Consider the following 12,291-nt stretch of genomic DNA (forward strand, 5'->3'; position numbering starts at 1 on the left):
ACATGCAATGAAACGCAGGGAATTCATCCTGGCCGGCGCCGCGCTGGCCGCCACCAGCCTGTTGCCGGAGACCCCGGCCTGGGCGCGCGGACGCAGGCTGCGGCTGGGCATGATCGGCACCGGCATGCGCGGCCAGGTGCTGCTCAAGGAACTGCTGCGCCGTGACGACGTGGACATGGTGGCGCTGTGCGACATCGAGCCGATCATGCTCGGCCGCGCCACCGCCATGGCAACCCGGGCCGGCAAGCCGGTGCCGCGGACCTACGGCGCCGATGGCGATGCCAACGCCTGGAAACGCCTGCTGGAGCAGCGTGGCCTGGACGGGGTGATCATCGCCACGCCATGGGAACTGCACGCGCCGATGGCGATCGCGGCGATGCAGGCCAGGGTCGCGGTGGGCTGCGAAGTGGTGGCCGGCATCACCCTGCAGGACCACTGGGACGTGCTCAACACCCAGCTGCAGACCGGCACCCCGTACATGCTGCTGGAGAACGTGTGCTACCGCCGCGACGTGATGGCGGCGCTGCAGATGGTGCGCGAAGGCCTGTTCGGCGAGCTGGTGCACCTGCAGGGCGGTTACCAGCATGACCTGCGCGGGGTGAAGTTCAACGACGGCAATCCCGACCATCCCTACGGCAGCGGGGTCGAATTCGGGCCCAAGGGCTGGTCCGAGGCGCGCTGGCGCACCGAACACTCGGTCACCCGCAACGGCGAGCTGTACCCGAGCCATGGCATCGGCCCCTGCGCGATGTACACCGGCATCAACCGCGGCAACCGCTTCACCCACATCAATGCCTTCGCCAGCAAGGCGCGCGGGCTGCATGAATACACCGTGGCCAGGAGTGGCGGCACCACGCATCCGAGCACCCGGGTGCAGTTCAAGCTCGGCGACATCGTCACCACCACCCTGGCCTGCGCCAACGGCGAGACCATCCTGCTGCAGCACGACACGTCGCTGCCGCGCCCGTACTCGCTGGGCTTCCGCGTGCAGGGCACCAAGGGCCTGTGGATGGATCTCAACCACGGCATCCATATCGAGGGCCGCAGCCCGCCGCACGAGTGGGAGGACTTCAAGGCCTACCAGGACCAGTACGAGCACCCGCTGTGGAAGCAGCATGCCGATACCGCCGCCGGCGCCGGCCACGGCGGCATGGACTGGTTCGTGATCCACGCCTTCGTCGAGGCGCTCAAGGCGCAGGCGCCGATGCCGATCGACATCTTCGACGCGGTGACCTGGAGCGCGATCACGCCGCTGTCCGAGCAGTCCATCGGCAACGGTTTCCAGACCCTGGAGTTTCCGGATTTCACCGGTGGCCTGTGGCGCCAGCGCAAGCCGATCTTCGCGTTCGACGGGCGCTATTGAGCCCGCAGCAGCGCACCCCGGTGCGCGAGGGGGCTTTCCCCGGATATCCCGCACCTGGGTGTGCCGGCAATGCGAAGGGCCTGCGTGCAGGCCCTTCGCGCACTGAAGTGGGCGCCTGCCGCCTGCCGGCTTTCAGCGGGTGGCGGTTTCCGCATCGGCGTCGGCCACCGGCGAGGGCGGGCACGCCGGCACTTCGGCCGGCGTCGCCAGCTCCCCGGCATGCGCCGGCGGCGCCAGCATCCTGGCCCTGCGCCAGCCGCCCCAGCGGTAGTAGGCCAGCGACAGCAGCATCGAGACCAGCGAACTGACCGGGAAGCTCCACCAGATCGCATCGGCGCCCCAGTACGGCTGCAGCAGTTCGGCAAACGGCACGCGCACGCCCCACAGTGCGGCGGCCAGGATCAGCAGCGGGGCCATCACCGCACCGGTGGAGCGGACCACGCCGGAAATCACGAAGCTCACGCCGAAGAACAGGAACGACCACACCGCGATGTGGTTCAGGTGCCGCGCGACCGCCAGCGCCTGGCTGCCGTCGGGCAGGAACAGTGCCAGCGAGTGCCGGTCCAGCAGGACCAGCGGCAGGATCAGCACCCCGGTGAGCACGAAGTTGTACAGCACGCCCTTGCGCGCGGTGCCGCGGACCCGGCTCCAATGGCCGGCGCCCACGTTCTGCGCGGCCATGGACGAGCATGCCGCGCCGATCGCCATCGCCGGCATCTGCACGTAGGTCCACAACTGCAGCGACGCGCCATAGGCCGCGGCGGTATCGGTGCCGTAATCGTTGACCATGGTCATCAGCATGATCATCGACAGCGAGATCAGCACCATCTGCAGGCCCATCGGCACGCCCTTGACCACCAGTGCGCGCAGGATCGCCAGGTCGATGCGCAGCAGCCCCAGGTCCTTGCGCCCCAGCCACAGCACATGGCCGCGCTGGCGCATGTAGGCCAGCAGGCCGAGCAGCGACAGCGACTGCGCCAGCAGCGTGGCCCACGCCGCACCGGCGATGCCCAGCCGCGGGAACGGGCCCACGCCGAAGATCAGCAGCGGGTTGAGCGCGATGTCCAGCGCCACCGACAGCAGCAGGAAGCGGAACGGCGTGCGCGAGTCGCCGGCACCGCGCAGCGCCGCGCTGAGGAAGGCGAAGGCGTACAGCGTCGGCGTGGCCAGGAAGATGATCCGCAGGTAGGCCTCGGCCAGCGGCAGCGACGCGGCCGGGGTACCCATCGCCCGCAGCAGCGGATGCGCCATGAACCAGCCGGCGATGGCGATCAGCACCGAAATGCCGATGAAGAAGGTGGCGCTGGTGCCCATCACCCGCCGTGCCTGGACCACGTCGCGCGCGCCCATCGCCTGGCCGATGAGGATGGTGGCGGCCATGCCGATGCCGAACACCGAGCCGATCAGGAAGAACATGATGTTGTTGGCGTTGGCCGTGGCGGTCAGCGCCGCTTCGCCGAGGAACCGGCCGACCCAGATCGCGTTGACCGAGCCGTTGAGCGACTGGGCGATGTTGCCGGCCAGGATCGGCAGGGCGAACAGCAGCAGGTTGCGCCCGATGGGGCCTTCGGTCAGCGAGCGGGCGGCAGGGGCGGGGGCGGTCATGGGCGGCGGTCGGCGACTGAATGCGGACACTAGCATTGCCGGTGTGACGGTGGACGCAGGTCCCGCTACGATGGCGTCCGGGTATGTCCAGTGGAGGAACGGGAGTGCGCAGACAGCTGTGCGGCGCAATGGCGGTGCTGGCCCTGTCGGGCTGCGCCAACAGCGCGCGGCTGATGGACGCCGGCGTGCGCCCGTCCGACCATGCCGACTGCCTGGTCGGCGCCGGGCCCGCCGAGCCGGTGCCCAGGGGGGCCGCGCCATCGATGCGCAGCCGGCGCTGCAACCCTGACGAGGGCCTGAACTGGACCATCGGTTCGTCGCGCAGCGAGACGATGGACGTGGACTTCAAGAAAAAGCATGACTGAAACGCAACAGGTACCGGCGACCATCCGCCTGGACGTGTGGCTGTGGGCCGCGCGTTTCTTCAAGACCCGCAGCCTGGCCAAGCACGCGGTGGAGACCGGCAAGGTCGAGGTGGACGGGCAGCGCCCGAAATCCTCGCGTGCGGTCCGCGTCGGCGACGCCCTGCGCGTGCAGCGCGGCGATGAGGTTTTCGAGATCGGCGTGCGCGGTCTCAGCGACACGCGCGGGCCGGCACCGGTGGCGCAGGCGCTGTACCAGGAGACCGAGGCCTCGCGCAGGGCGCGCGAGGAACAGCGGCTGCAGCGCGCCGCCGCCCGCGACGGCTACCTGCCCCCGGAGCACAAGCCGGACAAACGCGCGCGGCGGCTGATCCGCGCGCTGGGCGACATCGACGCGCTGTAGGCGAGGCCGCGCCCTGGCGGCGCGTGGCAACGGCCGCCTGCGGCACGGGCGGGGCCGCTCCCCGCCGCCAGCGGGTGCCGTTCAGACCGCGCGGGCGCCGGCTCAGCGCTTGCCGCTGCCGAGCAGGCCGCTGCCAAGCCGGATCAGGTCGGATACGCCGAGCTGGCCATCGCCGTCCTGGTCGAGCAGGCTGCCGAGCAGGCCGCCGGCGACACCGCCCTGCTGCACCACCTGTTGTCTTTCCTCGCCAAGCAGGCGGCCCAGGCCACCGGCGTCGACCTGGTCGCCCGCGGACAGGCGCTGGGCCAGGTAGGCCATCACCACCGGCGCCAGGATCCGGAGCAGTTGCCCGGCGCGCTCGCCGCCCAGGCCGGTGGCCTGCGCCAGCCCGGCCTCGGCGCGGCCCTGGTTGCCGCCGAAGATGTGGCCGAGGATGCCCGCGCCGTTGGTGGCCGGGCTGCTGCCGCCGCCCAGCACCGCGCCGAGCACGCCGCCGATGTCCAGGCCGCTGTGGTTGTCCTGCAGCGCGCCGAACAGCGCCTCGGCGCCCTGCGGCCGCGCGGCGTTGTTGCCCAGGGCGCCCAGCAGCAGCGGCAGTGCCGCGCTGACCGCGCCGGCGGCCTGCCGGCTGTCCAGTCCCAACTGCTGGGAGACCTGTTGCAGCGGCGCGCCCTGCAATTGGGAAAGAAGCTCGTCGGTAAGGCTCATCGGGCGGATCCTTGCGGTGGGTATGCCCGGCCATGGTAGCGCCGGCGGACGCCATGCGCGGCCGCCGGCGCACGGGGCAGGCGGCAGGGGGGCACGCTGGATGCGGCCGGTATGCCGGTGCGGTGCGCGCCCGGCGGCCATTGCGGCGGGGGCGCGGACCGCCAGCGCAGCGCCACCCCGGCGCCGGTCACGGCCGGCGCGGCGCCGGCATGTCCGCCCTGGCGGGGAGCGGGCGGTGGGGCGGCAACCGCCCGCTCCGCGTGGCGGCGCAGGCGCCGCTTGCAGGTGTCCGCGGCCCCGCCGCGCAGGGCGGGGCCAAGGGCGTCACAGCGTGATGTCTTCCGCGCCCGGCGTTGCCCTGGGGAACGTCGCTTCCGGCTGTGCCGGCGCGAACGGGTCGGCCGGCCCCGCCTCCGCCAGCTTCTTCAGTGCCGCCGCGACGCCGGCGCCATAGGCCGGGTCGGCCTTGCTGCAGTTGTCCACGTGGCGCTGCTTGATGAAGTCCGGGGCGTCGCCCAGGGCGCGCGCGGTGTTGTCGAACAGGCGCTGCTTCTGCGCGTCGTCGTAGCTGCGGAACAGCGCGCCGGGCTGGCTGAAGTAGTCGCTGTCGTCCTCGCGGAAGTTCCAGAAGTCGGCATCGCCGCGGATGCGCAGCGGCGGCTCGCGGTACTGCGGCTGCTCCTGCCACTGGCCGTAGCTGTTGGGCTCGTAGTGCGGCAACCCGCCGTAGTTGCCGTCCACCCGCATGGCACCGTCGCGGTGGTTGCTGTGCACCGGGCAGCGCGCCGCGTTCACCGGGATCTGGTGGTGGTTGACGCCCAGCCGGTAGCGCTGCGCGTCGGAGTAGGCGAACAGCCGCGCCTGCAGCATCTTGTCCGGCGAAGGACCGATGCCCGGTACCAGGTTGCTCGGCGCGAACGCCGACTGCTCCACGTCCTGGTACCAGTTCGCCGGGTTGCGGTTGAGCTCGAACTCGCCCACCTCGATCAGCGGGTAGTCGCTCTTGGGCCACACCTTGGTCAGGTCGAACGGGTGGATGCGGTAGGTCTCAGCCTCCAGCTCCGGCATGACCTGCACGAACAGCTTCCACCGGGGGAAGTCGCCGCGCTCGATCGCCTGGAACAGGTCGCGGCCGTGGCTTTCGCGGTCGTGCCCGACCAGCACCTGCGCCTGCGCGTCGGTCAGCGCTTCGATGCCCTGCTGGCTGTGGAAGTGGAACTTCACCCAGAAGCGCTCGCCGTCGGCGTTGGTGAAGCTGTAGGTATGCGAGCCGAAGCCATGCATGTGGCGGAACGTGCGCGGGATGCCGCGGTCGCTCATCACCACGGTGACCTGCAGCAGCGCCTCCGGCAGCAGGGTCCAGAAATCCCAGTTGTTGCGCGCGCTGCGCAGGTTGGTGTGCGGGTCGCGCTTGACCGCCTTGTTGAGGTCGGCGAACTTGCGCGGGTCGCGCAGGAAGAACACCGGGGTGTTGTTGCCCACCAGGTCCCAGTTGCCTTCCTCGGTGTAGAACTTCAGCGCGAAGCCGCGGATGTCGCGCTCGGCATCGGCCGCGCCGCGTTCGCCGGCCACGGTGGTGAAGCGGGCGAACATCTCCGTCTTCTTGCCGACCTCGGAGAAGAGCCTGGCGCGGGTATAGCGGGTGATGTCGTGGGTGACGGTGAAGGTGCCGAACGCGCCGGAACCCTTGGCGTGCATGCGCCGCTCGGGGATCACTTCGCGGTTGAGGTTGGCCAGCTTCTCCAGCAGCCACACGTCTTCCATCAGCAGCGGTCCGCGCGGCCCGGCGGTGCGGCTGTTCTGGTTGTCCACCACCGGCGCGCCGAACGCCGTGGTCATTGGCGTGGTCGGCGCGTCACCGTGCTTCTGGGCCGGGGTGGTACTGGTGTCGCGCTGCGACTGCGCGGCCTGCGCCGGCGTGGGCGCGGCATGGTACGGGCAGGTGGGTTTGCTGTCGTTGCTGCTCATGGCGGGCTCCTGGCTGGCATCGGGAAACATAGTGCGACGACGATAGCGACGGGACGGTGAAATGAAAAATCGAATGATCCGCTCGGAACCATAGGGTCCGCCTATGGCGTTGCAGGCCGGTCGAGCCCGCCGCCTGCGCTCAGTCGCGGTCCGGCGCGCCCAGCGGGAACAACGCGCGATACGGCCGCGCCGCGGCGACCGCGCGCGCGAACGAAGGGCGGGCGAGCAGCCGCGCCCGGTAGTCGCGCAGCACCAGGTAGCGGGCGTCGATGCGGTGGGTCCAGTCGGCATAGAACAGCGCCGGCGCGGCGGCGCAGTCGGCCAGGGTGAAGTCCGCCCCGGCCGCCCACCGCCTGCCGGCCAGCGTGTCCTCGAGCCAGCCGTAGGCCAGCTCCAGCCGTTCCACCGCGCTGGCCAGGGCATCGCCGGCCTTGCCGGCGTCGCCGCTGAGCGCGCCGCCGACCGCGTGCTGCACCGGGCTCATCACATGCAGGTCGAAGAAGCGGTCGAGGAAGCGCACCTCCAGCGCGGCGCCGGCATCGTCCGGCAGCAGCGGCACCGGTCCGCGGTGCCGCTGCTGCAGGTATTCGATGATGATGCTGCTCTCCACCACGCTGCGCCCGTCGTCCACCAGCAGCGGGAACCTGCGCAGCGGCCAGCGCTGCAGCCATTCGGCCGCGTTGAGCGGCGCATCCGGGCCGAGCATGCGGAACTCGAACGCGGTGGCGTTCTCGTACAGGGCGATGAGCACCTTCTGCGTGTACGAGGAGAACGGGTGGCCATACAGCAGCAGCGACATGGAAGCCCTCCGCGGCGGATGCCGACGCCGGCAATGTGGGCGCAATGCCGGCGCCGCGCAAGGTGGCCCGGCCGGTGCCGGATGTCGGCGGTGGCCGGCATCTGCCAGACTGCGCCTGCCCCCGGACCGCCCTGGATTGTCCCGCATGAGCGAACGTGCCACCCGCCTGCTGCACCTGCTGGACGAACTGCGGCGGCGGCGCAAGCCGGTGCGCGGCGCGCACCTGGCCGAGCACCTGGGGGTGAGCCTGCGCACGCTGTACCGTGACATCGACGCGCTGCGCGGGCAGGGCGCGGACATCGGCGGCGACCCCGGCGTCGGTTACCAGCTGCGGGGCGGATTCCTGCTGCCGCCGATGATGTTCTCGGCAGAGGAACTGGAGGCGATCGTGCTCGGCGTGCGCTGGGTGGCCTCGCATGCCGATCCGGACCTGGCCGTTGCCGCCGGCGCCGCGCTGGACCGGGTGACCGGGGTGCTGCCGGAGAACCTGCGCCTGCAGGTCGAGACCAGCGGCCTGTACGCGCCGCAGTGGCACCCGACCGAGCCCGAATCCTGGTTGCCGGCGCTGCGCCGCGCGATCCGCGCCGGGCATGCGGTGCGCATCCATTACCGCGATGCCGAAGACCGCGCCAGCGAGCGGGTGATCTGGCCGTTCGCGATGGCCTTCCTGGCCGAGGTCCGGCTGTTGGCGGCCTGGTGCGAGATGCGCGGCGACTTCCGCCATTTCCGCGCCGACCGCGTGCTGGCCCTGCACGACACCGGCCAGTGCTACCCGGAGCAGCGGCACCGCCTGCTCAAGCGCTGGGGCGAGCAGCGGCGCCAGCGCCAGGCACTGGCGGCTGACTGCTGACAGCGGCTGTCAGCAGTCCCCGCGCACACTGCCGGCTCCTTCCCGTACCGGAGCCCGCCATGACCACGCTGACCTTCTACACCCATCCGTTCTCCCGCGGCCGCATCGCGCGCTGGATGCTGGAAGAGACCGGCCTGCCCTACGAGGAGGTCATCCTCGATTACGGCACCACGATGAAGGCGCCGGCGTACCTGGCGATCAACCCGATGGGCAAGGTGCCCGCGCTGCGCCACGACGACACCGTGGTGACCGAGAACGCGGCCATCTGCCTGCACCTGGCCGACCTGGTGCCGGAAAAGGTGCTGCTGCCGCCCCCCGGCACCGCCGCGCGCGGTGCGTGCTATCGCTGGGTGCTGTTTGCCGCCGGTCCGCTGGAGTCGTTCATCACCGCGCGCCGGCACGGCGCGCTGGCGCCGGCGAGGGAGGCTGGCTACGGCAACGAGGCCGACCTGATGCGCACCGTGGAGGGCGCGCTGGCGGGCAGGCGGTATCTGGTGGGTGACCGGTTCAGCGTCGCCGATCTGTACATGGCGGCGTTGCTTGGCTACTACATGCGTATCGGCGAGCTGGAATCGCGGCCGGTGTTCGAGGCGTATGCGGCGGCGCATCTGCAGCGGCCGGCGGCACAGCGGGCCAATGCGCGCGACGATGCGCTGGTGGCGGAACGGGCAGAGAGCGCCTGAGAGCGGCACGCTGCCCACCGTTGCTGTTGCCGTTGCCATGCTTGTGAAGTTGCTCCGCTTTTGACTTCCGGATCCCTTTCCGCAGTGACGGAGCCAACGGACAAGACCCCGCAGGGGCGACGTGCAGGGACGCACGTCGTTTTTCGACACGACAGGGGCGAACCGGAAATAGGCGAAGCACTGCTTCGCCCCGGTGAGCGGGCTGGCGCCGTGAGGCGACTGCCCCGGCCCCAGCTGCATCGCAGCTGGGTCGTGTCGAAAAATCCCACCGGCGGAGTGGACCCGGCGCGCGCAGCGCGTCGGGCGCGTAGACAGGGGCGTGTTGACCAGCCATCCGGCTGTTGAAAAGCGCCTCTTTGGGCCACGTTTCTTTGCACGAGCAAAGATGCGTTTTTCAACAGCCGGATGGCTGGTCAAGGTGGCTCGCGCACCGAAGGGGAGCGAAAGCCTTTGATCCTGTTTCTGCCCTTGCTCTCGCTTCTCTTGGAGGCGTGTGTCAAAGCGATAGGCAAAGGACCAAGCCAGAGGCCAAGCCAGTGCCAGAGGAAAGGATAGAGCCCAAGGCTAAGCGCAAGGCAGAGGCCAAGCATGAAGCGGAAGCTTGAAAGCAGAGCTTTCGCCCCTGCTTCGCAGGAGCGAGTTACTTCTCTTTGCTCGTGCAAAGAGAAGTAACCAAGAGAAAGCACGCCCCTGCCTACGCGCCCAGCCCACTGCGCGGGCTGGGTCCACTCCGCCGGTGGGATTTTTCGACGAGACGTCCCTGTCTCGTCGAAAAACGACGCGCGTCCCTGCGCGTCGCCCTTCGGGTTTTTCCCGCCGGCTCCGTCGCTGCGGAAGGGGGCCCGGAAATCAAAAGCTGGAGAGCAACAGCACAATCACGGGCAACCGCAACCGCAACCGCAACCGCAACCGCAACTGCAACTGCAACTGCAACTGCAGGGGCGTGCAGCCGGCGGGCGTGCGCTCACAGCAGCGACTTCATGCGGTACAGCGCCTCCAGCGCCTGTTTCGGCGTCAGCTCGTCCGGGTCGATCGCCTGCAGCGCCTCCAGTGCCGCCGAGGAAACCGGCGCGAACAACCCGAACTGCTGCGGTGCGTCCAGCGCCTGTGGCGCCATCTGCGCGGCGTGGGTCTCGCCGCCACGCTGTTCCAGCTCGGCCAGGCGGCGCCGCGCCTGCGCCACGGTGGCGCGCGGCAACCCGGCCAGCGCGGCCACCTGCAGGCCGAAGCTGCGGTTGGCCGGGCCGTCCTTGACCGCGTGCATGAACACCAGTGTCTCGCCGCCGCTTTTATCGTGATGTTCCACCGCGTCCAGGTGCACGTTGGCGATACCACTGGGGCCGCCCTCGTGGGTTTCATCGGCCAGCGCGGTCAGTTCGAAGTAGTGGGTGGCGAACAGGGTGTAGCAGCGGTTGACGTGGGCCAGGTGGCGCGCGACCGCGTCGGCCAAGGCCAGGCCGTCGTAGGTGGAGGTGCCGCGGCCGATCTCGTCCATCAGCACCAGCGAATGCGCGGTGGCGTGGTGCAGGATGTAACTGGTCTCGGCCATTTCCACCATGAAGGTCGACTGGCCCTTGGCCAGGTCGTCGCCGGCGCCGATGCGGGTGAGGATGCGGTCGATCGGGCCGATCACCGCGCGGCTGGCCGGCACGAAGCTGCCGATGTGGGCCAGCAGCACGATCAGTGCGTTCTGCCGCATGTAGGTCGATTTGCCGCCCATGTTCGGGCCGGTGATGACCAGCATGCGCCGCTGTGGGTGCAGGTCCAGGTCGTTGGGCTCGAACGGCGCCTCGCGCACCGCTTCCACCACCGGATGGCGGCCGCGCTCGATCTTCAGGCACGGCGCGGTGTCCAGTTCCGGTCGCGCCCAGTCCAGCGCCTGCGCGCGCTCGGCGAAGCAGGCCAGCACGTCCAGTTCGCTGAGCGCGGCGGCGCAGCGCCGGAGCGGTTCCAGGCGCTCGCCGATGCTGTCCAGCAGGCCTTCGTACAACAATTTCTCGCGCGACAGCGAGCGCTCCCGCGCCGACAGCACCTTGTCCTCGAAGTTCTTGAGCTCCTCGGTGATGTAGCGCTCGGCGTTGGCCAGGGTCTGCCGCCGGGTGTAGTGCACCGGCGCCTTGTCGGCCTGGCCCTTGCTGATCTCGATGTAGTAGCCGTGCACCCGGTTGTAGCCGACCTTTAGGGTCGGGATGCCGCTGCTCTCGCGCTCGCGCAGTTCCAGGTCGATCAGGAACTGGTCGGCGTGGGTGGACAGCCGACGCAGCTCGTCCAGTTCGGCATCGAAGCCCTCGGCGATCACCCCGCCGTCGGACAGCTTGAGCGGCGGTTGCGTGGCGATGGCGCCGGCCAGCAGCTGCGCGCTGTCGTCATGCGAGCCGAGCTCGGCGCGCAGTTGCTGCAGGCGCGGCGAATCCAGCGCCTGCAACTGCGTGGCGATCGCCGGCAGCATGCCCAGGCCGTCGCGCAGGGTGGAGAAATCGCGCGGGCGCGCCGAGCGCAGCGCCATGCGGGTGAGAATGCGCTCGATGTCGCCAAGCGCGCGGAACGACTCGCGCAGGTCGGCATCGACGCCGCGGTCGATCAACGTCGCCACCGCGTGGTGACGCTGCTGCAGCACCTCGCGCAGGCGCAGCGGGCGGTGCAGCCAGCGTCGCAGCAGGCGCCCGCCCATCGGCGTCACCGTGCTGTCGAGCACGCCCAGCAGGGTGTTGCGGGTGTCGCCGTCCACGCGCGTGTCCAGCTCCAGGTGGCGGCGGGTGGCGGCATTCATCGCGATCGCCTCGCCGGCGGTTTCCACCGCGATCGAGGTCAGGTGCGGCAGCCGCTGCTTCTGGGTTTCCTCGACATAGCCGAGCAGCGCGCCGGCGGCGGCGGTGGCGCGCGGCTTGTCGTCGATGCCGAAGCCGGAAAGGTCGTGCAGCTTGAAGAAGGCAAGCAGCTGCCGGCGGCCGCTGTCGGCGTCGAACAGCCACGGCGCGCGGCGCCGCACGCCACTGCGCTGGCGCAGGAATCCCGGCCAGTTCTCCTCGTCCGGCACCAGCAGCTCGGCCGGCTCCAGCCGTGCCAGCTCCGCTTCCAGCGCGTCCTCGGTCTCGACCTCGTTGACCAGGAAGCGGCCGCCGGCCAGGTCGGCCCAGGCCAGGCCGTAGCCCTGCTTGCTGCGCGACAGCGCCATCAGCAGGGTGTCGCGGCGTTCGTCCAGCAGGGCTTCGTCGGTGACCGTGCCGGGGGTGACGATGCGCACCACCTTGCGTTCGACCAGGCCCTTGGCCAGCGCCGGGTCGCCGATCTGCTCGCAGATCGCCACCGACTCGCCCAGCGCCACCAGCCGTGCCAGGTAGCCCTCGTAGGCATGCACCGGCACCCCGGCCATCGGGATCGGCGCGCCGCCGGAGCTGCCGCGCTGGGTCAGGGTGATGTCCAGCAGCCGCGCGGCCTTGCGCGCGTCGTCATAGAACAGCTCGTAGAAATCGCCCATCCGGAAGAACAGCAGCAGGTCTGGGTAATCGGCCTTGGCTGCGAAGAACTGCTTCATTAAAGGCGTGTGTTC

The 12,291-nt window shown here is 70.1% G+C and carries 10 protein-coding genes; 5 read left to right on the forward strand and 5 right to left on the reverse strand.

Annotation, left to right across the window (positions count from 1 at the left end):
* Positions 1-7: 7 nt before the first annotated feature.
* Positions 8-1,363, forward strand: a complete 1,356-nt coding sequence (locus tag AC06E6_RS07990; RefSeq protein WP_293765458.1) for a Gfo/Idh/MocA family protein — start codon at positions 8-10, stop codon at positions 1,361-1,363.
* A 132-nt stretch (positions 1,364-1,495) separates the two neighbouring features.
* Here the strand turns inward: AC06E6_RS07990 and AC06E6_RS07995 are convergent, their stop codons facing one another.
* Positions 1,496-2,968 (reverse strand): MATE family efflux transporter, encoded by a 1,473-nt coding sequence (locus tag AC06E6_RS07995; RefSeq protein ID WP_478060839.1) that lies wholly within the window; start codon positions 2,966-2,968, stop codon positions 1,496-1,498.
* 104 nt (positions 2,969-3,072) lie between these two features.
* Here AC06E6_RS07995 and AC06E6_RS08000 point away from each other — a divergent pair, with 104 nt between their 5' ends.
* Positions 3,073-3,333 (forward strand): hypothetical protein, encoded by a 261-nt coding sequence (locus AC06E6_RS08000; protein WP_478060841.1) that lies wholly within the window; start codon positions 3,073-3,075, stop codon positions 3,331-3,333.
* Positions 3,326-3,733: an RNA-binding S4 domain-containing protein gene (locus tag AC06E6_RS08005; RefSeq protein ID WP_104938384.1), complete on the forward strand. Its 408-nt coding sequence runs from the start codon at positions 3,326-3,328 to the stop codon at positions 3,731-3,733. The genes AC06E6_RS08000 and AC06E6_RS08005 overlap by 8 nt, the downstream gene beginning before the upstream one ends.
* A gap of 102 nt (positions 3,734-3,835) precedes the next feature.
* On the opposite strand, the gene AC06E6_RS08010 is transcribed toward AC06E6_RS08005, so the two are convergent.
* The 3 genes from AC06E6_RS08010 to AC06E6_RS08020 form a co-directional block, all read right to left on the reverse strand.
* Complete coding sequence (locus tag AC06E6_RS08010; RefSeq protein ID WP_478060843.1) at positions 3,836-4,441, reverse strand: DUF937 domain-containing protein; 606 nt, start codon at positions 4,439-4,441, stop codon at positions 3,836-3,838.
* 324 nt (positions 4,442-4,765) lie between these two features.
* Positions 4,766-6,409 carry a catalase gene (locus AC06E6_RS08015; protein ID WP_427852807.1) on the reverse strand — a complete coding sequence of 548 codons (1,644 nt, stop codon included), beginning with the start codon at positions 6,407-6,409 and terminating at the stop codon, positions 4,766-4,768.
* A gap of 139 nt (positions 6,410-6,548) precedes the next feature.
* The gene (locus AC06E6_RS08020; RefSeq protein WP_478060845.1) at positions 6,549-7,208 is read right to left on the reverse strand and encodes a glutathione S-transferase family protein; all 660 of its coding nucleotides are present in this window, start codon (positions 7,206-7,208) and stop codon (positions 6,549-6,551) included.
* A gap of 145 nt (positions 7,209-7,353) precedes the next feature.
* On the opposite strand from AC06E6_RS08020, the gene AC06E6_RS08025 reads away from it, so the two are divergent.
* Together AC06E6_RS08025 and AC06E6_RS08030 are read left to right on the forward strand one after the other, a co-directional pair.
* Positions 7,354-8,058, forward strand: coding sequence for a helix-turn-helix transcriptional regulator (locus AC06E6_RS08025; RefSeq protein WP_478060847.1), 705 nt, complete (start codon positions 7,354-7,356; stop codon positions 8,056-8,058).
* 59 nt (positions 8,059-8,117) lie between these two features.
* Positions 8,118-8,741 carry a glutathione S-transferase family protein gene (locus AC06E6_RS08030; protein ID WP_478060849.1) on the forward strand — a complete coding sequence of 208 codons (624 nt, stop codon included), beginning with the start codon at positions 8,118-8,120 and terminating at the stop codon, positions 8,739-8,741.
* A 964-nt stretch (positions 8,742-9,705) separates the two neighbouring features.
* Here the strand turns inward: AC06E6_RS08030 and mutS are convergent.
* Positions 9,706-12,276, reverse strand: a complete 2,571-nt coding sequence (gene mutS, locus AC06E6_RS08035; protein WP_240211710.1) for a DNA mismatch repair protein MutS — start codon at positions 12,274-12,276, stop codon at positions 9,706-9,708.
* Positions 12,277-12,291: the final 15 nt, after the last annotated feature.

The sequence above is a fragment of the Stenotrophomonas sp. Steno-Z10-HUANG genome, from assembly GCF_056393075.1.

Coding starts and splice junctions, on each gene's coding strand:
- AC06E6_RS07990 (WP_293765458.1), top strand. CDS start 8: ATGAAACGCAGGGAATTCATCCTGGCCGGCGCCGCGCTGGCCGCCACC.
- AC06E6_RS07995 (WP_478060839.1), bottom strand. CDS start 2,968: ATGACCGCCCCCGCCCCTGCCGCCCGCTCGCTGACCGAAGGCCCCATC.
- AC06E6_RS08005 (WP_104938384.1), top strand. CDS start 3,326: ATGACTGAAACGCAACAGGTACCGGCGACCATCCGCCTGGACGTGTGG.
- AC06E6_RS08010 (WP_478060843.1), bottom strand. CDS start 4,441: ATGAGCCTTACCGACGAGCTTCTTTCCCAATTGCAGGGCGCGCCGCTG.
- AC06E6_RS08015 (WP_427852807.1), bottom strand. CDS start 6,409: ATGAGCAGCAACGACAGCAAACCCACCTGCCCGTACCATGCCGCGCCC.
- AC06E6_RS08020 (WP_478060845.1), bottom strand. CDS start 7,208: ATGTCGCTGCTGCTGTATGGCCACCCGTTCTCCTCGTACACGCAGAAG.
- AC06E6_RS08025 (WP_478060847.1), top strand. CDS start 7,354: ATGAGCGAACGTGCCACCCGCCTGCTGCACCTGCTGGACGAACTGCGG.
- AC06E6_RS08030 (WP_478060849.1), top strand. CDS start 8,118: ATGACCACGCTGACCTTCTACACCCATCCGTTCTCCCGCGGCCGCATC.
- mutS (WP_240211710.1), bottom strand. CDS start 12,276: ATGAAGCAGTTCTTCGCAGCCAAGGCCGATTACCCAGACCTGCTGCTG.